This window comes from Kitasatospora sp. NPDC001309, from assembly GCF_042896295.1.
Lineage (GTDB): Bacteria > Actinomycetota > Actinomycetes > Streptomycetales > Streptomycetaceae > Kitasatospora.
Window position 1 is genome coordinate 1 of sequence record NZ_JBIAXC010000053.1, and the last position, 21,445, is coordinate 21,445.

Here is a 21,445-nt window from a genome sequence, read left to right on the forward strand (position 1 = left end):
GGGCCCAGGCGAGGAGCAGCCACAGGCCGGCCCGGCCGGGGCGGTAGCCGTAACCGACGGTGACGTCCTGGACCAGGCCCCAGCCCCCGGCGTGCAGGCGACTACCGCCTACTCGTCGTCGTCGGACCAGCCGTCGCTGCGGTCGCGGTACAGCGTGAACCGGTCGTACAGCACCGGTGTCGGCAGCGGGTTGGCGGCGGTGGCGGGCACCGAGTGGTAGTAGGAGACGGTGATGGTGGTGCGGTCGCCGGGGTAGCGGCCCGGGTCGACGTCGAAGACGGCGACGCCGTACGGGTACTTGGTGTCCGGGTCGGTGACCGCGGACCAGTGGGCCTTCTCCTTGGCGTCCGGGTCGGCCTTGAAGGTGAGCCGCTGGGTGCGGACGCTGGCCTGGCGGACGCCGTCCGCGTCGGGCGGGAGGTACACGTCGTCGTGGCCGGCGGTGCCGCCGCCGCCGAGGATGAGGTGGACGGTGCCCTCGGAGGTGTCGATCTGCCGCAGGTCGTCGTCGACGACGGCGGGGGTGAGCAGCCCGCCCGGCTCCGTGCCGCGCACGGGGTGGGTGCGCTCGTAGTCGTGGTCGTGGCCGGCCAGGACGAGGTCGACGGAGTAGCGGTCGAGCAGCGGCAGCAGCTGCTCCCGGATGCCCATGTCGCCGCCGTGGCTGGCCGCGGAGGAGGACATCGCGAACTGGTGCAGGTTGACGACGATCCAGTCGACCGCGCTGCCGTGCCGGGCGCGCGACAGGACCCGCTCCAGCCAGCGGAGTTGGGCGCCCTCGCTGTAGCCGCTGATGTAGATGGACTGCCCGGTGGCGGGGTCGAGGCTGGCGTCGTCCTCGACGGCGATCTCGTTGCCGTCCAGGCTGACGAACAGCACCGAACCGACCTGGAAGCTGTACCAGTTGCCGCAGTGGTCGCGGGTGCCGTTGTCGGGCAGTTCGAAGCGGGTGAGGTACGAGGCGTACCCGAGGTCGCCGCCGCCCGCCTCGACCTCGTGGTTGCCGGGGGCGGGCATCCAGGGGCGGTTGGCGGCGGACTTGGACAGGTTGTTCATGAACGCGTTCCAGGCCTGCGGCTGGAGCTGCGGGTTGTTGTTGGCGTAGGCGAGGTCGCCGTTGAGCAGGTGGAACAGCGGGTTGAACTGTTCGACCTGCCGGACGGCGGCGGCGCCGTGGATGGAGGACTTCGCGAACACGTTGTCGCCGGTGCCGAGGTCGCCGAAGCTGGTGAAGCGGAAGGCGGCGCGCCCGCGGGCGGGGGCGGTGCGGAAGGTGCCCCGGACGGGCTGGGCCCCGTCGTGCAGCACCTCGTACACGTAGGTGGTGTCGGGGCGCAGCCCGTCCAGGCGGGCGTGGTGGGTGAAGGTCTCCACCTTGTTGAGGCCGTCGACGTAGCTGCGGCTGCTCGCGTCGACGCTGCGGCCGGCGCCGCCGCGCGGGGTGCCGATCCGCACCCGGGGGCGCTTCACGGAGGCGCCGGTCGCCCAGGAGACGGTCATCTCGCGGGAGGGCTCGTTGCCCCACTGGAGGTGGACCTGCTCCGGTCCGGGGGTGCCGGCGACGGCCGGCTGGGTCCACAGCAGGGTGGACGCGGGCAGCGCGGCGAGCGCGCCGGCCACCGTCCCCGTCCGGAGGACCGTTCTGCGCGAGGGTTGTGCCGGGGAATGTGCCACTGCCGCCTCCTGGGCTACGAGAAACGCCCAGGAGGCTCGCAGTCGGACGGTACGGCCGCACCACCATCAACCGTGCGGACGGCGAACGGCAGTTGAACGCTGGTCCGGACCAGCTGCCCGGCGGACCGGCCTCCGGGAACCGGGTACGCGCGGAGGTCCCGGGCAGGGGGTACGGCCGGATGGCCGCGGGCCGCCGGGGTGGTGCGGGACGGCCGAGCGGGTGACCTCCCGGTCGTGTCGGCGGCGGCGCGCCCGGCTCGGCGTGCGTCGGTTGGAACGCGCCGTCTCCGGGCGGTGCACGCCCTGTCCCCGGACCTGAGAGCCGCCCATGCCTCCCACCGCGCGCCTCCGCCGCCTCGTTCCCACCGCGCTCTGCGCCCTCGCCGTGGCCCTCGCCGCCCCCGCGGCCCACGCCGCGCCCCCGGGCGGCGACAGCGGGGCCGACCCGGGCGGGAGGACGGACGGCGGCCGGTACGACTGGGAGCGGGTGGCGGACTGCGAGAGCAGCGGCAACTGGCACATCAACACCGGCAACGGCTACTTCGGCGGCCTCCAGTTCGACCGGTCCACCTGGCGGGAGAACGGCGGCCTGGCCTACGCCCCGCGCCCCGACCTCGCCAGCCGCGAGGAGCAGATGGCCGTCGCCCAGCACCTGGCCGAGCGGCGCGGCCTCTCCCCCTGGCCGGTCTGCGGCTCCCACGCCCTGGGCGGCCGCGCCCACGGGACCGCCGCCCCGGACCGGGACGAGGCCCGCGCCGAGGCCCGTGGCCGGACCCAGGACCGGACCGGCGACCGGACCCATGACGAGGAGGCCGCCGAGGCCACCCGCGACCACGGGCGCGACGCCGTCCTGCCGCCGCCCGCCCCCGGCTCGGCCGTGGACGGCCGGTGGACCGTCCGCGAGGACGACACCCTGGACCAGCTCGCCGCCACCCTGCGCGTCCCCGGTGGCTGGCCGGCGCTGTACGAGCTCAACCGCGCCACCGTCGGCGAGGACCCGGACCTCATCCAGCCCGGCCTGGTCCTGCGGCTCCCGTCCTGACCTCCTGAACTGACCCCCTCCTGAACGCCGACGGCCCGCCCGGTCCTGGAGGACCGGGCGGGCCGTTGCGCAGCGGGCGGGCCGTGGCGCGGGCGGCGGCGTCAGCCGACGTGGACCCGCGGACGCTTCGTCCGGTCCGGCTCCGCCTCGCGCAGCACCTCGCGGGTGACCGGCGCGACCTCGCCCTGACCGAACAGGATGAAGCGCAGGAACTGGGCGAAGGGGTGCCCCTCGGTCCACTCGAAGTACAGGTGCGGCCGCTGCCCGGTGCGGTCCCGGACGGTGAGCGCCAGGGCGGCGATCGCGTTCGGGATGCTGGAGCTCTCCAGGGTGAGCACCCGGTACCGGTTGTGCAGCACCTCGCCGCGGACGGTCAGCTCGGACTCGAAGTCCGAGGCGTCCCGGACGGTCACCTCGACGAAGACCAGGTCGTCCTCGCCGGGGATGTCGTTGTCGGCGCGGATCTGCCGGATCTTGTCGCGGTACTCGGCGACGTCCCGGTTGGTCGGCTCGTTGGCGATCAGGCGCAGCGGGCGGTGGGCGTAGTCGCGGATGAACCGCTCGGCCGTCTCGTCCAGCAGCACGTCGGTGACGCGCAGCTCGAAGGCGCGCTTGAGGCGGGAGAGCAGCGACACCAGGATGATGCCGGCGATGAAGCAGGCGCCGATCTTGACGCCGTCCGGGCGCTCCATGGTGTTGACCACGGTGGTGTAGAGGAAGACCGCGGCGATGACCCCGAAGGCGACGGTCCAGCCGCGCTGGCGCTTCTTGTACGCGGCGATGGTGACGGCGATGGCCGCCGAGCTGATCAGGACCAGCACACCGGTGGCGTAGGCGCCGCCCTGGGCGTCGACGCTGGCGTCGAACAGCCAGGTGATCAGGAAGCCGACGACGGTCAGCACGATCACCATCGGGCGCACGGCGCGGGCCCAGTGCGGGGCCATGCCGTAGCGCGGGAGGTAGCGGGGCAGCAGGTTGAGCATGCCCGCCATGGCGGAGGCGCCGGCGAACCAAAGGATCGCGATGGTCGACAGGTCGTAGACGCTGCCGAAGGCGCCGCCCAGGTACTCGTGCGCCAGGAAGGCCAGGGCGCGGCCGTTGGCCTGGCCGCCGCTCTCGAACTCCTTGGCGGGGATGAGCAGGGTGCAGATGAAGCTGGTCGCGATCAGGAAGCTGCTCATGATCACGGCGGCGGTGGTGAGCAACTTGCGGGTGCCGCGGATCCGGCCGACCGGGTTCGCCTCGGTGTCGTCCGCGTCGCCCTTGATGTGCGGCATCACGGCGACGCCGGTCTCGAAGCCGGACATGCCGAGCGCGAGCTTCGGGAAGACGACGAGCGCGACGCCGATCATCACGAACACGTTGCCGTGCTGGGTGGTGAGCGCGTTGGACCAGTCGGTGACGACGTGCGGCGCCTGGACGATCTTCCAGATGCCGACCGCCACGACCACCACGTTGAGCGCCAGGTAGACCCCGACCAGCCCCACGGCCAGGCCGATCGCCTCGCCGAAGCCCTTGAGGAAGACGGCACCGAGCAGGGCGACCAGGATCAGCGTGATGACCATCTGCTTGCCGCCGAGGGCGCCCGTCAGATGCGGGTTCTCGACCAGGTGGGCGCTGGCGTCGGCGGCGGAGAGGGTGATCGTGATGATGAAGTCCGTCGCCGCGAAGCCGAGCAGCGCGAGGACGAACAGCTTGCCCTTCCAGAACGACAGCAGCCGCTCCAGCATCGCGATCGAGCCCTCACCGCGCGGGCTCTCCTGGGCGACCCGCCGGTAGACCGGCAGCGCGCCCAGCAGGGTGACCAGCACCAGCACGATCGTGGCGATCGGCGACAGCAGTCCGGCCGCGAGCGCGGCGATGCCCGGCTGGTAGCCGAGCGTCGAGAAGTAGTCCAGACCGGTCAGGCACATCACGCGCCACCACGGCTGGCCCGTGTGCGCAGCGTGACCGGCCTCGGCGGCGGAGTCCCCCGACTCCGCGCCGTCCTGCTGCGCCTTCGCGGCGGCGTCCCTGGCGGCCTTCTCCGGGGACATGTCCTCCAGGAGCCAGCTGCGCAGCCGTATTCGCGCCGACGACGGAGCCTCCGTCGTCGCCTCCGTCGAACCCGACGAAACCACCTTGCACCTCTTGTTTAAAGACCCCGTAAAGCGCCGTCGGGCGACGGCAGTGCGCCAGGCTATGCGACAGCCGTTAAGGAGACGTCATCGGCCCGCGTTAAGAAAACGTCATGGCTGCGCAGGTCGGAACGGGTGGCGCGGCGGGTCGGGGCCGGCGCCGGGGCGGGGCGGTGGAGCACCCCGCCCCGGCGTCTCACGGACCGGACGGGGTTACGCCCGGTAACCGAGGACCGTCATCATGCCGGTCTCCGCGTGGTACACGTTGTGGCAGTGCACCATCCACAGACCCGGGTTGTCGGCGTCGAAGTCCACCGCCAGGGTCGTGCCCGGCAGCACGATCGCGGTGTCCTTGCGGGGGCCGCCGACGCCCAGCGCGAAGCTGTGTCCGTGCAGGTGGACGGGGTGCCACATGGCGGTGCTGTTGCGGAACTCCAGCCGCACCCGCTCCCCGGCCGCGACCGGGTGGCGCTGCGCCGGGTCGTACCTGCGGCCGTTGAACGCCCAGTCGGCCCTGGCCATGCCGCCGGTGAGCTCCAGCGCCACCGTGCGGTCCGGCGCCCGGTCCGGCAGCCGGACGGCCGGATCGGCCCTCAACTGCCCGGCGGTCAGCAGCCGGCCGTCCAGTTCGGCGGGGCGGGTCGAGGCGTCCGGCGCGGCGCCGGCGCCGGTGCGCAGCACCGCCAGCGCGGCGGCGTTCTTGCCCTCGGCCAGGGCGGTCAGCGGGAAGGCGCCGTCCTTGGCGGTGACCAGCACGTCGTAGCGCTCGCCCATGCCGAGCAACAGGGCCTGGGTGGTGGCCGGTTCGACCGGGAAGCCGTCGGTGTGGGTGACGGTCAGCTCGTGGCCGCCGAGGGCGACCCGGTAGGCGGTGTCGCCGCCCGCGTTGATCAGCCGGAGCCGGATCCGGTCGCCGGGCTTGGCGGTGAAGGTCTCGGGGGCGGTCGCCAGGCGGCCGTTGACCAGGTGGAAGGGGTAGGCGACGTCGCCCGCGTCGCCGCCGAGCAGCGGGCTGGTGGCGCCCATCAGCATCCGGGACGGGCCGTCGGCTGCGGCGGGGGTGCCCGACATGCCCGGCATGCCGTGCCCCGAGTGGTCCATGCCACCCGTACCGCCCATGTCGCCCATGCCCTTGGCGAGTTCGGCGAGGACGGCGTCCGGGGTGCTGCCGTCGACCCCGTCCACCCAGTCGTCCAGGACGACCACCCACTCCCTGTCGTAGCGCAGCGGCTCCTTCGGGTCCTCGACGATCAGCGGGGCGTACAGGCCGCGGTCCTGCTGGACGCCGGAGTGCGGGTGGAACCAGTAGGTGCCGGGGTGGGAGAGGGCGAAGCGGTAGTCGAAGGAGGCCCCCGCCCGGACGGGGTCCTGGGTCAGGCCCGGCACGCCGTCCATGTCGTTGCGCAGCGCGAGGCCGTGCCAGTGCAGCGAGGTGGGCTGCGGCAGGTGGTTGGCGAGGGTGAGGGCGAGGGTGTCGCCGACGGTGGCGCGCACCTCCTGGCCGGGCAGGCGGTCGCCGTAGGCCCAGCTGCGGACAGTGCGTCCGCCCAGGTCGAGGGTGGTCTCGGTGGCGGTGAGCGCGACCTTGCGCTCGGGTCCGGGCTTGCGCCGTGCCTCGGCGGCGGCGACCTCGGGACCGTTCGGGGCGACGAAGCCGGCGGGGGCGGCACTGCCGGTCATCGGGGAACGGTCCATGGACGAGTGGTCCATGCCGCTCATCGGGTCCGAACCGGCGGAGCAGGCGGTGAGCAGGCCGGTCCCGGCGGCGGCGAGCGCGGCGCCGAGGACGGTACGACGGGTGGGTGTGCGCATGGCGGAGTGCACCTCGTACAGGGGTGGTGTGGACGTACAGGACGGCGCGTCGGCCGTTCCGTGCGCGGGCGCGCAGGCGCGATGGCGCGTGCGCGGGCACAGGACGGCGGGCGCACGCCTACTGACGCAGCACCGACAGTCTGCTGAGGAGGAGCCGCCCACCCCCGGGCGGCGGCAGTGCGCGGACGGCCCGCAGCAGCCGGGCCCGCACCTCGGCGGCGGCGTCACCGCTGCGGCGCAGCAGCGGGCCGACGACCAGCAGCACCACGCCCCAACCGACCAGCACGGCGAGACAGACCGTCATCGGGTCCATGCCGTCGGCGGTCGCGGGATCAGCAGTCGCGGAATCGGCAGTCGCGGATTCGACGGCCGCGGAATCGACGGCCGGCCCATGGTGGTCCGGCAGCTGCTGGACCACCGCCACCCGGGGCCCGTGCCCCTCCGACCCGCCGTGCCCGCCGTGTCCACCACTCGGGTGCCCGAGCGTGTGCATCGTCACGATGCCGAGCAGCAGCGCGGCGAGCAGCAGCAGGCGCAGCACCCCGGGCACCGGGGCGCCGTACGGCCGCTGCTGCGCCATGCCCCGCCTCCCGTCCGCCCCACCGTGTCCGCTTACCCCCGCAGGGTATCCCGAGCTGCGACCGGGCTACGACCGGGCCGTGCGCCGGGGGCCGCCACCGGATCGTTCGAGCCCATACCACATCCCCCCGGGTTCCGGCGGACTTTCCGTGTACAAGATCCGTTAACATGCCCGGCAGTTACGCACGATCCCGGGCCGGGAGGACGCCGCGGTCCGGAACTGACGGGGGAACGAAGAGATGGCAGTACCTGACGCGGGACTGGAGTTCAAGGTCAAGCCGGGCGAGCTGGACGGTTGCGGGCAGAGCGCGCAGCACATCGGCGGCCTGATACCGGGCGAGACCGCCAAGATCACCGATCCGTGCAACACGGCCGCCGGAGGCCTCAAGGGCTTCCTCACCGCCGGCGCGATCACCAGTTGCAGCACCAGCTGGAAGACCCTGCTCGACAAGCTCGGCGGCGACATGGGCGACGTCGGCACCAAGCTCGGCACCTCGGCGACCTACTACCGCCAGGCCGAGCAGAACGCCCACAACAGCATGCGCAACCCGAACGCGCCCGCCTCGAACGGCACGGAGCCGGACCCCTTCGACACCGCCGTCGTCCCCGGCCCGGTCAAGCCGCGCAGCGCGAAGGCGGCCGAGTAGCCATGGACATCAAGACCCTGCACGACGCCGACGTCATCGGCATCACCGGCGCGAAGAACGCCTTCGACACCCTGGCCACCGCCTTCGGCCAGCACATCGAGAACTGGCAGCACGAGGTCGTCGACCGGCTGAACCACTCCGAGTGGACCGGGACGGCCGCCGGGCACGCCAACACCCGGATCCAGGACCTGGGAAACGAACTCCAGGCCGCCAAGCAGGAACTCGGCCTGGTCAGCCGGGCCCTGCAGGACGCCTACGACGGCTTCGCGGCCGCCCAGGCCCACCTGATCAACGCCCTGGACGACGCCAAGACCCACAAGCTGACCGTCGCCGCGGACGGTGGGATCACCTGGGAGAAGGACCCCAACTCCCCCAACTTCGCGGGCACGGACGCCGAGGCGCAGGCCAAGCAGATCCAGGCCCGGATCACCGCCGCCCTCAACGAGGCCGACCACGCCGACCAGACCATCAACACCCGGCTCGGCCACCTCGCCACCAACGCGAGCAACGGCACCGGCCTGGACTCCGCCACCGCGAAGGCCGACCAGGCCGCCGCGGACGCCCTCGGCCAGATCCCTCCCGCCGGCACCGACCCGAACAGCGTCAAGGCCTGGTGGAACGGGCTGACCGACGAGCAGCAGCACCGGATGGTCCTCAACCACCCCGACCAGATCGGCAACCTCGACGGCATCCCCGCCACCGGCCGGGACGAGGCCAACCGGATCAACCTGGCGCGCGGCAAGCAGGACGTCCAGCACCAGCTCGACGCGCTCGGCGCCGCGCCGCCGGCGACCGTGGGCAACGGCAGGTTCATCCGCCCGAACCCCGCCTACACGGACTGGCAGCACAAGCACGACGAGCTGGCCGACAAGATGAACGGCATCAACGCCATCGAGAGCCGGCTGAACACGCCCGTCGACGCCCAGCACCCGCCGACCTTCCTGATGGGCTTCGACACCAACGGCAAGGGCCACGCCATCGTCGCGGTCAACAACCCCGACACGGCCGACAACGTGTCGACGTACGTCCCCGGCACCGGCGCCCGGCTCGGCAGCATCAACAGCGACATCAACCGCTCGGACGCGATGGTCGCCTCCGCCAACGCCGCGGGCACCGGCAAGACCACCTCGTCGATCACCTGGGTCGGCTACGACGCACCCCAGAACATCATCCCCGAGGCCGCGGACGACACTTACGCGAAGAACGCGGAGGACAAGCTGGTCGGCTTCGAGAACGGACTGCACGCCACCCACAACGGGGCCATCGGGAACAACACCATCCTGGCCCACAGCTACGGCACCACGGTCGTCGGGTACACCATGCGCGACCACGGCCTCCCGGTCGACAACGCCGTCCTGATCGCCAGCCCCGGCGCCGGCGTCGAGAACGCCAAGGACCTGCGGATCGACCCCTCCCACGTGTACGCCGCGCAGAGCCCGGCCGACGCGATCGGCTGGGCCGCCGCCACCGACCCCGGCGGGATGGGCGACAACCTCTGGGACAACATCAAGACCGACTTCGGCTTCGGCGACGGCGACCACCACCTGATGTACGGCCGGCAGACCACCGCCCCGCAGTTCGGTGCGAACGTGATGCCCGTCGACCCCGACGCCGGCCACTCCGACTACTGGAACAACGGTTCACCCACCCTGGCCGCCATGGGCCAGGTCATCGCCGGAAAGCCCAACTCATGACCGCCACCGCACCCGTCCCGCTGATCGGGCGGGTCACCGCCGCGGCCCTCCTGGCGGTCACCGCCACGGCCCTGAGCGCCTGCGGGGCCGACACCCTCCAGGAGCGCGCGCAGCCCACCATCACCCTGGACCAGGCGAAGACGCAGATCGACGGCTACCTCGCCGCCGTCCAGGCCCGACTGCCGGTCCAGCCGGTGTCCTCGCCGCCCGCGTTCAGCGATCTGGAGTGCGACGCCAACGACATCGGCCCGCACGGCCGGAAGCAGACCAGCCGGGTCCGCGACCTCGGTGACGTGCCGTCGGACGCCAAAGCCAGGACGGTGACCGCCTTCCGCGACTACCTGACCGGACAGGGCTTCCAGGCCGTGCCGGAGCCGACGGGCTCCCACATCGACCGGATCCGGCTGAGGAACCCGCAGAACCAGTTCCTCGCGATCCTGAACGGAACCTCCGACTCCGGCCACGACCTCACCCTCCAGGTCGGCTCGCCCTGCGTCTGGCCCGACGGCACGCCGGCCAAGTAGCCCAACTCCCCTTCGGGGCCGCACCTTTACCGAGGTGCGGCCCCTTCGCACACGCCCCGGTCGAACCCCTTTTCCGTTCTCGACGATCCGCTAGCATGCGTCGTCAGTTGTCGCTCGGACCGGCCCGGCGACCCGTCCGGCCACCGGTCCGGAACTGACGGGGGAACGAAGACATGGCAGAACCCGATGCGGGTTTGGCGTTCAAGGTCAAACCGTCCGAGCTGGACGGCTGCGGACAGAGCGCGCAACACATCGGCGGTCTCATACCCGGCGAGACCGCGAAGATCACCGATCCGTGCAGCCAGGCCGCCGGCACCCTGCAAGGCTGGCTCACCGCCGCCGCGTTGACCACCTGCGGCAGCAGCTGGAAGACCCTGCTGGACAGGCTCGGCGGCGACATGGGCGACTTCGGCACCAAGCTCGGCACCTCGGCGGCCTACTACCGGCAGGTCGAGCAGGACATCCACACCAACATGATCCACCCGGACACCCCGGTCCCGACCACCAAGGAGCCCGACCCGTTCGACACCGTCGTCATCCCCGGCCCGGTGGGACCGCGCAGTGCGAAGGCGGTGGAGTAGCCGATGGACATCAAGACGCTGAACGGCGCCGACTTCGGCAACCTCGCCACCGCCAAGGGCGCCTTCGACACCCTCTCCACCGCCTTCGGACAGCACGTGGAGAACTGGCAGCACGAGGTCGTCGACCGGCTGACCCGATCCGAGTGGACCGGGACGGCCGGCGGCCACGCCCAGACCCGGATGCAGACGCTGCACGACGAACTCCAGGCCGCCCAACAGGAGATCGGGCTCATCAGCCGGGCCCTCCAGGACGCCTCCGAGGCCTTCGTCGCCGCCCAGACCCACCTGTCCAACGCCCTCAACGACGCCAAGGCCCACAAGCTGACCGTCGCCCCCGACGGCGGGATCACCTGGGACAAGGACCCCAACTCCCCCAACTTCGCGGGCACGGACGCCGACACCCTGGCCAAGGACATCCAGAGCCGGATCACCGCCGCCCTCACCGAGGCCGACCACGCGGACCGGACGATCAGCAGCCGACTCGCCCACCTCACCACCAACGCGACCAACGCGACCGGACTCGACTCCACCGTCGCGAAGAACGACACGGCCGCCGCGAACGCGCTCCACCAGGTCCCCGCCGCGGGCACCGACCCCAACAGCGTCAAGGCCTGGTGGGACAGCCTGACCGACGAGCAGCAGCGGATGATGGCCCTCACCCACCCGGAGCAGATCGGCAACCTCGACGGCATCCCCGCCACCGGCCGCGACCAGGCCAACCGGATCACCCTCGCCAAGACGCACGCCGACCTCCAGCAGCGGCTCGACGCCCTCGGCCCGGAGCCCGACTCGGTGGTGGGCACGCCGTACGGCGCCGTCGAGCCCCCGGACCACAAGCTCTGGAAGCAGGAGCACGACGGGCTCGTCGACCAGCTGAACGGCATCAAGGCGATCGAGGACCGGATGAAGGTCCCCGTCGACGCCAACCATCCGCAGACCTACCTGCTCGGCTACGACAACGCCGGTCGCGGCCACGCCATCGTCGCGAGCGGCAACCCGGACACCGCCGACAACGTCTCGACGTACGTCCCCGGCACCGGAGCGCGGCTCGGACACATCGGCAGCGACATCGAGCGCTCGGACGCCATGGTCGCTGCGGCCAACGCCGCCGGCACCGGGAAGACCACCTCCTCGATCACCTGGATCGGCTACGACGCCCCGCAGTCCCTCGCCGATGCCACGGACGACCAGTACGCGAAGGACGCGGAGAAGAAGCTGGTCGGCTTCGAGAACGGATTGCACGCCACCCACAACGGGACCATCGGCAACAACACGATCCTCGGGCACAGCTACGGCACCACGACCATCGGCTACACCATGAAGGACCACGGGCTCCCGGTCGACAACGTCGTCCTGATCGCCAGCCCCGGCGCCGGCGTCGACTCCGCCAAGGACCTCCGCATCGACCCGTCCCACGTGTACGCGGCGCAGAGCCCGTCCGACATGATCGGCATGGCCGCCGCCATCGACCCCGGCGGAATGGCGCAGAACGTCTGGGACAACACGGTGAGCAACCTGCCCTTCGTCGACGACGACGACCACCACCTGATCCACGGCCGCCAGACCACCGTGTCCGACTTCGGCGCGAACGTCATGCCGGTCGACCCCAAGGCCGGGCACTCCGACTACTGGAACAACGGCTCGCCGACGCTGGCCGCGATGGGGCGGGTCATCGCGGGCACGTAGCGGCCGCCTCCTCGGCGGTCCGGGGCCGCAGCCGTTCACACCGGGTGCGGCCCCTGCCGCCGTCCCTGCTCCTGCCGCTACTCCTGCCGCACGGCCGCCGCCAGGTGCGCACGGAACCAACGGTGGGCAGGATCGGCCGAGTTGCGCGGGTGCCAGGCCATCCCCATTTCCAACGGCGGGAGTTCGAGCGGGATCGGGAAGGTGCGCAGGCCCAGCGCCTCGAAGGCCTCCGGCAGCCAGTCCGCGGCCCCGAGCGTCACCAGGTCGGAGTCCCGGGCCAGCAGCATCGCGGCGGTGTGGCTGGGCACCACCACCGCGACCCGGCGGCGCAGGCCGCGCTCGGCCAGCGCCGCGTCGATCGGCCCGAGCCGCTTGCCGCGCCGCGAGACGCCGATGTGGTCGGCGGCGGCGAACCGCCGGGCGGTGATCCGCCCGTCGAACAGCGGGTGCCCGGCCCGCGCCACGCCGGCCACCGGCGCCGTCACCAGCGGCCGGGTGCGGATCTCCGGGTCCAACTGCCCCAGCACGCCGACCTCGACGTCCACCCGCCCCTGACGCAGGCCCGGTCCGCCCTCCAGCGACTCCGGCAGGAACAGCACGTCCACGCCCGGGGCCTCGGCCCGGATCCGCCCGGTCAGCCGGCCGGCCGCCCGGACCAGCACCGCGTCCGTGCTCTGCACCGTGAAGGTCCGCTCCAGGTGGACCGGGTCGAAACCCGCCCCGGGCCGCAGCACGTTGTCACAGCCCCGCAGCAACTCCGCCACCTCCTCCCGCAGTTCCAGCGCCCGCGGGGTCGGCACCAGCCCCTGCCCGGCCCGCACCAGCAGCGGGTCGCCGACCGCGCGGCGCAGCCGGGCCAGCATCCGGCTCGCCGCCGCCGGCGAGGTGCCGAGCCGCTCGGCGGCCCGGGTCACGCTGTTCTCCTGGAGCAGGGCGTCCAGCGCCCGCAGCAGGTTGAGGTCCATCAGTGGGCTCCTGAGCTTCAGTTTTACGTCCGGGGCAATGATCCCGTGCCGATCCTTGCATGGCTCGACCGGCCTGGGGCGAGCACAGTGGGAACCGTTCACGAAGCACCCGCCGGCACCCACCGGCCACCCACCAGGAGTTCCCGTGCCGAACACCCCCCTCGACGCCCGCGCCCACCTCGACGCCCGCGCCCAGCTCGACGCCCGCGCCCACCTCGCCGGCGACGTCCTCGCCGTCGTCAGCCAGAGCGGCCCGACCGTCTCCTTCTTCGACGCCGCCACCGACGCCCTGCTCGACACCGTCGAGGTCCCGGCCCAGCCGCACGAGTTGTGCTTCGACCCGACGCAGCGCCTGCTCTGGTGCACCAGCGCGTACCGCTCCGGCTACTACAACGCCCACGACGGCCACAGCACCGAACTGACCGTCATCGACGCCGACACCCGCACCGTCGTCGAGGTGATCGACCTCGCCCCCGAGCACGGCCCGCACGGCCTGGCCCTGGACCCGGTCCGCGGCCGGCTCTACGTCAGCGTCGAGGCCTCGACGGACCGACCCGGCGGCGTGGTGGTCGTCGACACCGCGACCCGCCGCCCGCTCGGCCGGATCGACACCGACGCCCCGGGCCCGCACTGGTTCGCCATCTCCCCGGACGGGCGCACCGGTTACGCCACCAACAAGGAGGCCCCGTACGTCTCCGTGGTCGACCTCGACCGCGGCACACTGACCGCCAAGATCACCGTCCCCGGCAGCGAGGGCCTGGCCGTCTCCGCCGACGGCGCCCGGGTGTACGTCGGCGGGCCCTACCTCGGCTTCGCCGGGAAGCCCGACGCCGCGCCCGGCATCCGCGTCCTGGACACCCGTACGGCCTCCGTGGTCGACGTGCTGCCCACGGGCTCCGCCGTCCTGCCGGTCCACCTGACCAGCGGCGGCCGCCTCCTGGCCGGCGAGATCCACGCCACCACCAGCCCCGACTCGCCGCTCGGCCGACAGGACCCCGGCTGCCTCACCGTCTTCTCCGCGGCCACCCACCGCAGGCTCGGCTCCGTCGAGGTCGGCCGCTTCCCGCTGACCATCACCTCCTCCCCCGACGGCCGGTTCGGCTACGTCGCCTCCGTCGTCTCCTCGACCGTGGACGTCGTCGACCTCGACACCCTGACCCCGGTCACCCGCCTCACCGTCCCCAAGCTCGCCGAGCCCGGCGCCCACGGCCTGGCCTACCTGCCCCGCCCGGCCTGACCCCTCCCGGCTCCGTGCTCCGGGCCGCGGCAGGAGTCTTGCCGCCGCCCGGTGCCGGGCGCATCCTGGGGCCCACCCGTCGTACCGGGAGGGAGAGGGGACAGGATGCGACGCCGCCTCGGGGCGCTCTGGTCGACGCTGGCACTGGTGACGGCGCTCGGCCCGGCCACCGCCTGCGATCCGGCCCTCGACCCCGGCACCTACCGCCACCCGGTGCCGCTCCCCGAGGCCGCCCCGCCCTCCGCCCAGTGGATCGCGGACCTCGTCGGCGGGCTCAACCTGCCGCCGCAGTGCCCGAAGCCGGCCCTGGCGACCATGGTCGTCCTCGACACCGACGGGCGGACCCGGGCCGTGGCCCTCTGGCTGCCGGACAACCTCGACGTCTGCTACGCCGTCGTCAACCACGCGGGCGTCACGCCCACCACCGTCTGGTTCGCCGCCATCGCCGACCTCGTCCCCCGCACCCCGATGCCCGCCGACACCACGGCGGGCGTGGACTCCTACGCCTTCACGGCCTACCGCGGCCAGGTGGACGACATCACGGTCTCCGGCGACCCGGACCACCTCGTCAGCCCCGTCCGGCGCCGCACCCTCGACCTCGGCGCAGGCGACCTCGTCACCTTCGCCGCCTACCACTACCGGATCCCCCCGACCGGCCGCCCGCTCACCCTCACCCTCTGCACCCCCACCGGCACCTGCCGCGACGCCCACTGACGCACCGTCACCTCCGTGCGGGACCGGGACGGTTCCGTGACCCCGCAGCGCCTTGTCGGCCACCCCGCCCTGGCCGACCCTGGATCCATCGGAGCGCTACAGGGGGTACGCGATGAAAGGCCCTGCGGGACTGGTGAGTTCGGTGGCCGTCCTGGCCGCCGTGACGGCCTGCGGAGTCTTCGCCGACGACGGGCCGCCACGCCACGCAGTGGTGCTGCCCGAACCGGCGCCGCCGTCCGCCCAGTGGATCGTCGACGCCGTCGACCGGCCGGGGCTCCTGGTGAAGCAGTGCCCGAAGCCGACCCTCGCCACCCTCGCGGTACTCGACGACGACGGGCACTCCCGAGCGGTCGCGTTCTGGTTGAAGGACAACCTCGACGTCTGCTGGGTACACCTCGGCGACCCGTGGGACGGAACCGAGTTCATCCCGATCGACGATCAGACCAGGGACACGGAGCTGGTGGCGAACGGGGTACTGGGGCCGGAGCAGTACCTGTTCACCACCTTCTCCGGCCGCCAGGACGACGTCAAGGTGACCGGCGACACCGACCACGTCGCCGCCCCACCCCGCTTCCGCGCGGTCGACCTCGGTGGCGGCAGGTTCGTCACCTTCGCCGAGTTCCGCCTCCTGTCGCCCACCCACGGCGAGGACCTCACGGTGTACCTCTGCCCCACCTCCGGCGACTGCCACTACACGAGCCCCTCCGCCACCGAGTTCCCCGCCCTCCCGACCCCCGAGTCATCCCCCAAGAGCACCCCCTAAGGGAGTGAACGCGCACGCCAGAGGGCATGGCAGGTCGTGGCAGTCAGTCCGTCGAGCGTGAGAAGGTAACGCGCATGAAGCCCATCAATTTCGTCCTCAACGTCATCTGGCTGCTCTTCTGCGGCATCTGGATGGCCATCGGGTACGTCGTCGCCGGAATCATCTGCTGCGTGCTGATCGTGACCATCCCGTTCGGCATCGCCTCGTTCCGGATCGCCGGCTTCATACTGTGGCCCTTCGGACGGACGACCGTCGAGCGGCCGGACGCCGGGGCGGCGTCCTGCGTCGGCAACGTGATCTGGTTCGTCTTCGCCGGGTGGTGGCTGGCGATCGCGCACCTGGTGACCAGCATCCCGCTGTTCCTGTCGATCATCGGGATCCCCTTCGGCTGGGCCAACCTCAAGATGATCCCGATCTCGCTGATGCCGCTCGGCCGCGAGATCGTCTCCACCGACGAGGCCTGGGGCACCCGGTACTGAGCGCCACCACCGACGCTGATGGCCGACGAGGGAGCCTCCTCGTCGGCCATCAGCGTTTGCGCTGGTCAGATCTGCGGGCATCACCCTGGACCACGAACGTCTGCGCTTCTGCCTCCACCCGCCGGCCCCGGAACCGCTGCCGAGGTGCAGGATCAGGCCGGTACCAGGTCCGCGTAGAAGATCACGTTCCCGGTCCGGTGCCCGTCCCTGATCTCACCACCGCAGGTCAGCAGCCGCAGTTCCGGCCGGTCGGTGGCGCCGTAGACCTTCTCGGTCGGGAAGGCCTTCTTGTCCACCTTCTCGATCTCGCGGACCGCGAAGACGGCCGTGGTGCCGTCCTCACGGGGCACCGCGATCCGGTCGCCGAGCCTGATCTTCTCGACGTCCTTCATCAGGGCCGGCCCGTGCCTGGTGTCGAAGTGGGCCACGAGCACGGACGCCCCCGGTTCACCCGGGGTCGGACTCCCTTCCCACCACCCCGGAAGGTCCGCCTCCTTGTCGGGATCCGGCACCCCGAGCTCGCCCTTGTCGTCGATCTTCAGATCGACCATCCTCTTCGCGTCGACACCGGCCGACCCGATCTTGAGCCCCGTCGGCCGGGACTTCGGAAGGGAGGCCGCCGCAGTGGCCGGCGACGCGGTAGCGGTGCTGACGATCTCGGGGGCGGCGGGGAGCACAGGGCTGTCCCTACCGCCGCAGGCGGTGAGCAGGGCAGCCGCCGCGACGGCGACCGCAACGACGGTGACGCGGGTTCGGGTCATGGGTGTCCTCCGGGCAGGCATGGAACGGCCGCCGGGCGGGGGGGAAACCCACTCGCGCGGCGGCCGTCGATCGAGGGATCAGACGTTGCTGCGGCCGCGCCACAGCAGCACGAAGCCGAGGCCGGCGGCGCCCGACGGCGGCCGCACCGGCCCCGCCGTACACCAGCTCGGCGCTGTCACCGGTGCCGACGCCCTCGGCACCGGCCTTCACGCCGCCCTTGGGCGTGACCGCCGCCTTCTTGCCACCGGGCTGGCCCTTGTCGCCGGGCTGACCCTTGTCACCCTTGTCACCAGGCTGACCCTTGTCACCCGGGGCGAGCTTGGTGGCCGTCACCTTGCCGTCGGAGGCCAGGGCGAAGCTGTAGTGACCGTGCTGGCCGGTGGAATCGCCGGGGTTGGTCAGCGTGAGCTGGATCTTGCCCGAGGCATCGTGGATCTTCGCGGTGTACGCCGTGATCTTGCCCGTCCGGGTAGAGACGACCTGCTCGTGGACGTCGGCCACATAGCCGTCGGCCAGCTCCTGCGTGTTCGGCACCTCCTCGACCGTCAGGATTCCCTTGGAGTCCATGGTGAAGTCGTAGTTGTGGAGGCGGCCGGTCCTCACACGATCGACCCTCAGCTCGATGGACTCGCCAGTCAGGTCATAGGTGATGGTCACCCCGATCGGATTGTCGCTCTTGTACCGCGTGCTGTAACCGTCGGGCAGGTCGTGGGACTTTGCCTTCGACGCGGCCTGCAGTGCGTTGGACGAAGGGGCGTGCCCGGTGTCGGCGGCGTGGGCTAGGGCCTGTCCGGCGGATCTTGGCAGATCAGCGCGCGGCGTTGGGCGCCCGGCTGGGCGTGCGCCCGAGTCGGCCTCGTACTGGACGTACTTGGGCGATTCGGGCGTGCGTCCAGGCGGGATGCCCGGCGTCGCGCGCCTGGCAAGATCCGCCGGACAGGCCCTAGGCCCAGGGGGAGGGACAGGGCCGCCGTGGCACCCACGACGGTGACAGCAACTCGGAGAGCGGAACGCATTTTTCGCGAATCCCCTTGTCTCGCTGACCGAGATCAGCGACTCATCGGATGAATTTCGGGAAGCGTACGTTCGACCAAGGAGAGACAAGTAATACGCCTGAACGGGCCTTCAGGTACAAGACCAACCGCCCGCCGGGAGTTCACTTCAGTGGATTCACCAAAGGTGACCGAACCCGCCCCAGAAGGTCCTGCAGTCCTGAAACCGTTGGGGTTCTGAGTTATTGACCTTGCGTGGGTGAGCCGCCTGGGGACGCTCTGCTCTTGTCGCCGTCGGCACAGGAGGTGGAGCGGCAGGCCGTGGTGGAGCATCGACCCTGTGAGCTCGGGCTTGCCGGCCAGTTCTGGACGCCCTCACAGGTCGGCTCCGACCGAGTCGCGTCGCCGCAGCCCTCATCTGGCTCGGCAGACTCCTCACCTGAGATGACTCCCAAAGGCAGCTGTGGGGGCAACAAAGGTGAATGGGGATTCATCCTCTGTCGACGATGTATCGATTATTCTCCGGCCGCGTGGACGATCGATCCTCGCCCGGACCTCTCAGTCGAGAGGAACGGTGGCGCGGACGTGCCAACCGTCCTGGTGCGGGCCGGCACTGACAGTGCCGGCCAGGCTCTGGATGCGCTCGGCAAGGGCGAGAAGTCCGGTGCCACCTCCGGTGCGGTTGCGTGTTCGTAGGGCCTTCCTGCCGCCGTGGTGGGCCACGGACACCGACACAGCGCCGACAGAGGAACGGGTGGCCGAAACCGAGAACCGGGTAGCGCGGGAAGAATGTCGGCGGATGTTGGTGAGTGCCTCGAGCACCAGCCGGTAGACGGCGTCCTCAACCTCGGGCGGGGCAGCGCCGATCACGATACGGTCGATCAGGTCCGCCAGGCCGAAGGCCCTCGTTATCGACCTGCCCCCGGAGCCCAAGGTCACCAGCACCTCGGCCGCTTCGACCCCCAGTGCCGTCGCACGGGCGATGCCGAAGGCGCGCCCGACCGGGATGAGGATCGAGGCGGCCGGTGTCGACAGCAGGAAGATGGTCGACCTCGAGCTCGACGCCACGGGCGAGCTCGGTGTCCCGGATCCCGACACCGACGCGAACAGCCCCGGCTGGTGGACCGGGAGCGTCACCCCGGGTGAGACCGGGATCGCCGTCCTGGTGGCGCACTTCGACACCAGGCACGGCCCTGCGCTGATGAAGGACGTCGAGAAGGTCGAGCTGGGCGACACCGTCGTCGTCCGGCGCGAGGACGGCAGCACCGCGGAGTTCAGGATCCGTGAGATCCAGAACGTGAACAAGAAGGACTTCCCGACCGACAAGGTCTACGGTGCGACCGACCACGCCGAACTCCGCCTGCTGACCTGCGGCGGCGGGATCGAGCACGGACACCGCACCGACAACATCATCTTCTACGCCGACCTCGCCGCGTAACGCGCGCCTCCCACGGGCGGCGGATCGGCGACGCCGCGGCCCGTCCCCGCCCGGGGGCGGGCCGCGGGCGTTCCCGGGGTCAGAGGCCGAGGATGCGCAGCGCCTGCGCGCGCATCTCGACCTTGCGGATCTTGCCGGTGACGGTCATCGGGAACTCCTCGACCACGTGCACGTAGCGCGGGACCTTGAAGTGGGCCAGCCGCCCGGCGCAGTAGGCGGCCACGGCCTCGGCGGTGAGCGGCTCGGCGCCCTCGCGCATCCGGATCCAGGCCATCAGCTCCTCGCCGTACCTGGGGTCGGGGACGCCGATCACCTGGACGTCGAGGACGTCGGGGTGGGTGTAGAGGAACTCCTCGATCTCGCGCGGGTAGAGGTTCTCCCCGCCGCGGATGACCATGTCCTTGATCCGGCCGGTGATGGCGAGGTAGCCGTCCGCGTCCATCACCGCGAGGTCCCCGGTGTGCATCCAGCGGGCCGCGTCGACGGCCTCGGCGGTGCGCTCGGGCTCGTTCCAGTAGCCGAGCATGACGGAGTAGCCGCGGGTGCACAGCTCGCCGGGCTCGCCGCGCGGGACGGTGCGGCCGGTGGCCGGGTCGACGACCTTGACCTCCAGGTGCGGGCCGACCCGGCCGACGGTGGAGACCCGGCGCTCGACCGGGTCGTCGGTGCGGGTCTGGGTGGAGACCGGCGAGGTCTCGGTCATGCCGTAGCAGATCGACACCTCCGCCATGCCCATCCGCTCGATGACCTCCTTCATCACCTCGGCCGGGCAGGGCGAGCCCGCCATGATGCCGGTGCGCAGGCTGCCCAGGTCGTAGCGGTCGAAGTCCGGGTCGGCGAGTTCGGCGATGAACATGGTCGGCACGCCGTACAGCGAGGTGCAGCGCTCGGCGGCGACGGCGGCCAGGGTGGCGCCGGGTTCGAAGGAGGGGGCCGGGATGACCACGCAGGCGCCGTGCGAGGTGGCGGCGAGGTTGCCCATGACCATGCCGAAGCAGTGGTAGAAGGGCACCGGGACGCAGATCCGGTCCTGCTCGGTGTAGTCGAGCAACTCGCCCACGAAGTAACCGTTGTTGAGGATGTTGTGGTGCGAGAGGGTGGCGCCCTTGGGGAAGCCGGTGGTGCCCGAGGTGTACTGGATGTTGATCGGGTCGTCGGGGGCCAGCTCGCCCTGGCGGGCGGCCAGCGGGGCGGGGTCGGCGGCGCGGCCGGCGGCCAGCACCTCGTCCCAGGCGGGGCTGCCGAGCAGCAGCACCCGCTCCAACCCGGCGCAGCGGGGCCGGACTTCGCCGATCATCCCGGCGTAGTCCGAGGTCTTGAAGCGCTCGGCGGCGACCAGCAGCCGGATCCCGGCCTGGTTCAGCACGTACTCCAGCTCGTGCGCCCGGTAGGCCGGGTTGACGGTGACCAGGACGGCGCCGAGCTTGGCGGTGGCGTACTGGGTGAGCGTCCACTCCGCGCAGTTGGGGGCCCAGATGCCGACCCGGTCGCCCTTGGCGATGCCGAGCTCCAGCAGGCCGAGGGCCAGCGCGTCGACGTCGGCGGCGAGTTGGGCGTACGTCCAGCGGCGGCCGGTGGGGCGGTCGACCAGGGCGTCGCGGTCGGGGAAGGCGCGCACCGCGCGGTCGAGGTTCTCCCCGATGGTGTCGCCGAGCAGCGGGACGGCCGAGGCCCCGGAGGCGTAGCTGCGCTGGGCGGGCGGTGTCGGCACGGGCGGGCTCCTGGGTGCGGCGGTGCGG

At 71.8% G+C, this 21,445-nt stretch carries 20 protein-coding genes; 11 read left to right on the forward strand and 9 right to left on the reverse strand.

Annotated features, from left to right (window positions below; genetic code table 11):
- Nucleotides 1-108: 108 nt before the first annotated feature.
- Nucleotides 109-1,674, reverse strand: coding sequence for a purple acid phosphatase family protein (locus ACFY2K_RS36355; protein ID WP_375883610.1), 1,566 nt, complete (start codon nt 1,672-1,674; stop codon nt 109-111).
- A 328-nt stretch (nt 1,675-2,002) separates the two neighbouring features.
- On the opposite strand from ACFY2K_RS36355, the gene ACFY2K_RS36360 reads away from it, so the two are divergent.
- A complete protein-coding gene (locus ACFY2K_RS36360) occupies nt 2,003-2,716 on the forward strand; it encodes a transglycosylase family protein (RefSeq protein ID WP_380521612.1) in 714 nt (237 codons plus the stop codon).
- Between the two features lie 101 nt (nt 2,717-2,817).
- Here ACFY2K_RS36360 and ACFY2K_RS36365 read toward each other — a convergent pair whose 3' ends face one another.
- The 3 genes from ACFY2K_RS36365 to ACFY2K_RS36375 form a co-directional block, all read right to left on the reverse strand.
- Nucleotides 2,818-4,752 carry an amino acid transporter gene (locus ACFY2K_RS36365; protein ID WP_380521614.1) on the reverse strand — a complete coding sequence of 645 codons (1,935 nt, stop codon included), beginning with the start codon at nt 4,750-4,752 and terminating at the stop codon, nt 2,818-2,820.
- Between the two features lie 294 nt (nt 4,753-5,046).
- Nucleotides 5,047-6,645, reverse strand: coding sequence for a multicopper oxidase family protein (locus ACFY2K_RS36370; protein WP_380590149.1), 1,599 nt, complete (start codon nt 6,643-6,645; stop codon nt 5,047-5,049).
- Nucleotides 6,646-6,763: 118 nt separating this feature from the next.
- Nucleotides 6,764-7,225, reverse strand: a complete 462-nt coding sequence (locus ACFY2K_RS36375) for a DUF6153 family protein (RefSeq protein WP_387716947.1) — start codon at nt 7,223-7,225, stop codon at nt 6,764-6,766.
- A gap of 238 nt (nt 7,226-7,463) precedes the next feature.
- Between ACFY2K_RS36375 and ACFY2K_RS36380 the strand changes: the two genes are divergently transcribed.
- The 5 genes from ACFY2K_RS36380 (at nt 7,464) to ACFY2K_RS36400 (ending at nt 12,356) form a co-directional block, all read left to right on the forward strand.
- On the forward strand, nt 7,464-7,871 hold the full coding sequence (locus tag ACFY2K_RS36380) for a hypothetical protein (RefSeq protein ID WP_375883598.1): 408 nt from the start codon (nt 7,464-7,466) through the stop codon (nt 7,869-7,871).
- Nucleotides 7,872-7,873: 2 nt separating this feature from the next.
- Entirely contained in the window at nt 7,874-9,565 is a 1,692-nt protein-coding gene (locus ACFY2K_RS36385) for an alpha/beta hydrolase (RefSeq protein ID WP_380521621.1), read from the forward strand.
- Nucleotides 9,562-10,089, forward strand: coding sequence for a hypothetical protein (locus ACFY2K_RS36390; protein WP_380521623.1), 528 nt, complete (start codon nt 9,562-9,564; stop codon nt 10,087-10,089). Before ACFY2K_RS36385 ends, ACFY2K_RS36390 begins: the two co-directional genes overlap by 4 nt.
- Before the next feature lie 173 nt (nt 10,090-10,262).
- Nucleotides 10,263-10,670 (forward strand): hypothetical protein, encoded by a 408-nt coding sequence (locus tag ACFY2K_RS36395; protein WP_380521625.1) that lies wholly within the window; start codon nt 10,263-10,265, stop codon nt 10,668-10,670.
- A 3-nt stretch (nt 10,671-10,673) separates the two neighbouring features.
- Nucleotides 10,674-12,356, forward strand: coding sequence for an alpha/beta hydrolase (locus tag ACFY2K_RS36400; protein WP_387716950.1), 1,683 nt, complete (start codon nt 10,674-10,676; stop codon nt 12,354-12,356).
- Between the two features lie 77 nt (nt 12,357-12,433).
- On the opposite strand, the gene ACFY2K_RS36405 is transcribed toward ACFY2K_RS36400, so the two are convergent.
- Nucleotides 12,434-13,321 carry a LysR family transcriptional regulator gene (locus ACFY2K_RS36405; RefSeq protein WP_387716952.1) on the reverse strand — a complete coding sequence of 296 codons (888 nt, stop codon included), beginning with the start codon at nt 13,319-13,321 and terminating at the stop codon, nt 12,434-12,436.
- 145 nt (nt 13,322-13,466) lie between these two features.
- On the opposite strand from ACFY2K_RS36405, the gene ACFY2K_RS36410 reads away from it, so the two are divergent.
- From ACFY2K_RS36410 to ACFY2K_RS36425, 4 genes are all read left to right on the forward strand, one after another.
- Nucleotides 13,467-14,558 (forward strand): YncE family protein, encoded by a 1,092-nt coding sequence (locus ACFY2K_RS36410; protein ID WP_387716954.1) that lies wholly within the window; start codon nt 13,467-13,469, stop codon nt 14,556-14,558.
- Between the two features lie 105 nt (nt 14,559-14,663).
- Nucleotides 14,664-15,272, forward strand: a complete 609-nt coding sequence (locus ACFY2K_RS36415; protein WP_380531248.1) for a hypothetical protein — start codon at nt 14,664-14,666, stop codon at nt 15,270-15,272.
- A 112-nt stretch (nt 15,273-15,384) separates the two neighbouring features.
- Nucleotides 15,385-16,035: a hypothetical protein gene (locus ACFY2K_RS36420; RefSeq protein WP_387716956.1), complete on the forward strand. Its 651-nt coding sequence runs from the start codon at nt 15,385-15,387 to the stop codon at nt 16,033-16,035.
- A 74-nt stretch (nt 16,036-16,109) separates the two neighbouring features.
- On the forward strand, nt 16,110-16,514 hold the full coding sequence (locus tag ACFY2K_RS36425) for a YccF domain-containing protein (protein WP_375883580.1): 405 nt from the start codon (nt 16,110-16,112) through the stop codon (nt 16,512-16,514).
- 152 nt (nt 16,515-16,666) lie between these two features.
- On the opposite strand, the gene ACFY2K_RS36430 is transcribed toward ACFY2K_RS36425, so the two are convergent.
- The 3 genes from ACFY2K_RS36430 to ACFY2K_RS36440 form a co-directional block, all read right to left on the reverse strand.
- A complete protein-coding gene (locus ACFY2K_RS36430; RefSeq protein ID WP_387716958.1) occupies nt 16,667-17,275 on the reverse strand; it encodes a class F sortase in 609 nt (202 codons plus the stop codon).
- Nucleotides 17,202-17,933 (reverse strand): hypothetical protein, encoded by a 732-nt coding sequence (locus ACFY2K_RS36435; protein WP_387716960.1) that lies wholly within the window; start codon nt 17,931-17,933, stop codon nt 17,202-17,204. The genes ACFY2K_RS36430 and ACFY2K_RS36435 overlap by 74 nt, the downstream gene beginning before the upstream one ends.
- Nucleotides 17,934-18,826: 893 nt before the next feature.
- Nucleotides 18,827-19,336, reverse strand: coding sequence for a hypothetical protein (locus ACFY2K_RS36440; protein ID WP_387716962.1), 510 nt, complete (start codon nt 19,334-19,336; stop codon nt 18,827-18,829).
- Here ACFY2K_RS36440 and ACFY2K_RS36445 point away from each other — a divergent pair.
- Nucleotides 19,311-19,706 carry a sortase domain-bontaining protein gene (locus tag ACFY2K_RS36445; RefSeq protein ID WP_380590174.1) on the forward strand — a complete coding sequence of 132 codons (396 nt, stop codon included), beginning with the start codon at nt 19,311-19,313 and terminating at the stop codon, nt 19,704-19,706. The genes ACFY2K_RS36440 and ACFY2K_RS36445 overlap by 26 nt on opposite strands.
- Before the next feature lie 79 nt (nt 19,707-19,785).
- Here the strand turns inward: ACFY2K_RS36445 and ACFY2K_RS36450 are convergent, their stop codons facing one another.
- A complete protein-coding gene (locus ACFY2K_RS36450; protein ID WP_387716964.1) occupies nt 19,786-21,417 on the reverse strand; it encodes an AMP-binding protein in 1,632 nt (543 codons plus the stop codon).
- Nucleotides 21,418-21,445 lie beyond the last annotated feature (28 nt).

Bases quoted from the DNA above. Each gene is read 5' to 3' on its own strand.
- ACFY2K_RS36360 (WP_380521612.1), top strand. From the start codon at position 2,003: ATGCCTCCCACCGCGCGCCTCCGCCGCCTCGTTCCCACCGCGCTCTGC.
- ACFY2K_RS36365 (WP_380521614.1), bottom strand. From the start codon at position 4,752: ATGTCCCCGGAGAAGGCCGCCAGGGACGCCGCCGCGAAGGCGCAGCAG.
- ACFY2K_RS36370 (WP_380590149.1), bottom strand. From the start codon at position 6,645: ATGCGCACACCCACCCGTCGTACCGTCCTCGGCGCCGCGCTCGCCGCC.
- ACFY2K_RS36375 (WP_387716947.1), bottom strand. From the start codon at position 7,225: ATGGCGCAGCAGCGGCCGTACGGCGCCCCGGTGCCCGGGGTGCTGCGC.
- ACFY2K_RS36380 (WP_375883598.1), top strand. From the start codon at position 7,464: ATGGCAGTACCTGACGCGGGACTGGAGTTCAAGGTCAAGCCGGGCGAG.
- ACFY2K_RS36385 (WP_380521621.1), top strand. From the start codon at position 7,874: ATGGACATCAAGACCCTGCACGACGCCGACGTCATCGGCATCACCGGC.
- ACFY2K_RS36390 (WP_380521623.1), top strand. From the start codon at position 9,562: ATGACCGCCACCGCACCCGTCCCGCTGATCGGGCGGGTCACCGCCGCG.
- ACFY2K_RS36395 (WP_380521625.1), top strand. From the start codon at position 10,263: ATGGCAGAACCCGATGCGGGTTTGGCGTTCAAGGTCAAACCGTCCGAG.
- ACFY2K_RS36400 (WP_387716950.1), top strand. From the start codon at position 10,674: ATGGACATCAAGACGCTGAACGGCGCCGACTTCGGCAACCTCGCCACC.
- ACFY2K_RS36405 (WP_387716952.1), bottom strand. From the start codon at position 13,321: ATGGACCTCAACCTGCTGCGGGCGCTGGACGCCCTGCTCCAGGAGAAC.
- ACFY2K_RS36415 (WP_380531248.1), top strand. From the start codon at position 14,664: ATGCGACGCCGCCTCGGGGCGCTCTGGTCGACGCTGGCACTGGTGACG.
- ACFY2K_RS36420 (WP_387716956.1), top strand. From the start codon at position 15,385: ATGAAAGGCCCTGCGGGACTGGTGAGTTCGGTGGCCGTCCTGGCCGCC.
- ACFY2K_RS36425 (WP_375883580.1), top strand. From the start codon at position 16,110: ATGAAGCCCATCAATTTCGTCCTCAACGTCATCTGGCTGCTCTTCTGC.
- ACFY2K_RS36430 (WP_387716958.1), bottom strand. From the start codon at position 17,275: ATGACCCGAACCCGCGTCACCGTCGTTGCGGTCGCCGTCGCGGCGGCT.
- ACFY2K_RS36445 (WP_380590174.1), top strand. From the start codon at position 19,311: ATGGTCGACCTCGAGCTCGACGCCACGGGCGAGCTCGGTGTCCCGGAT.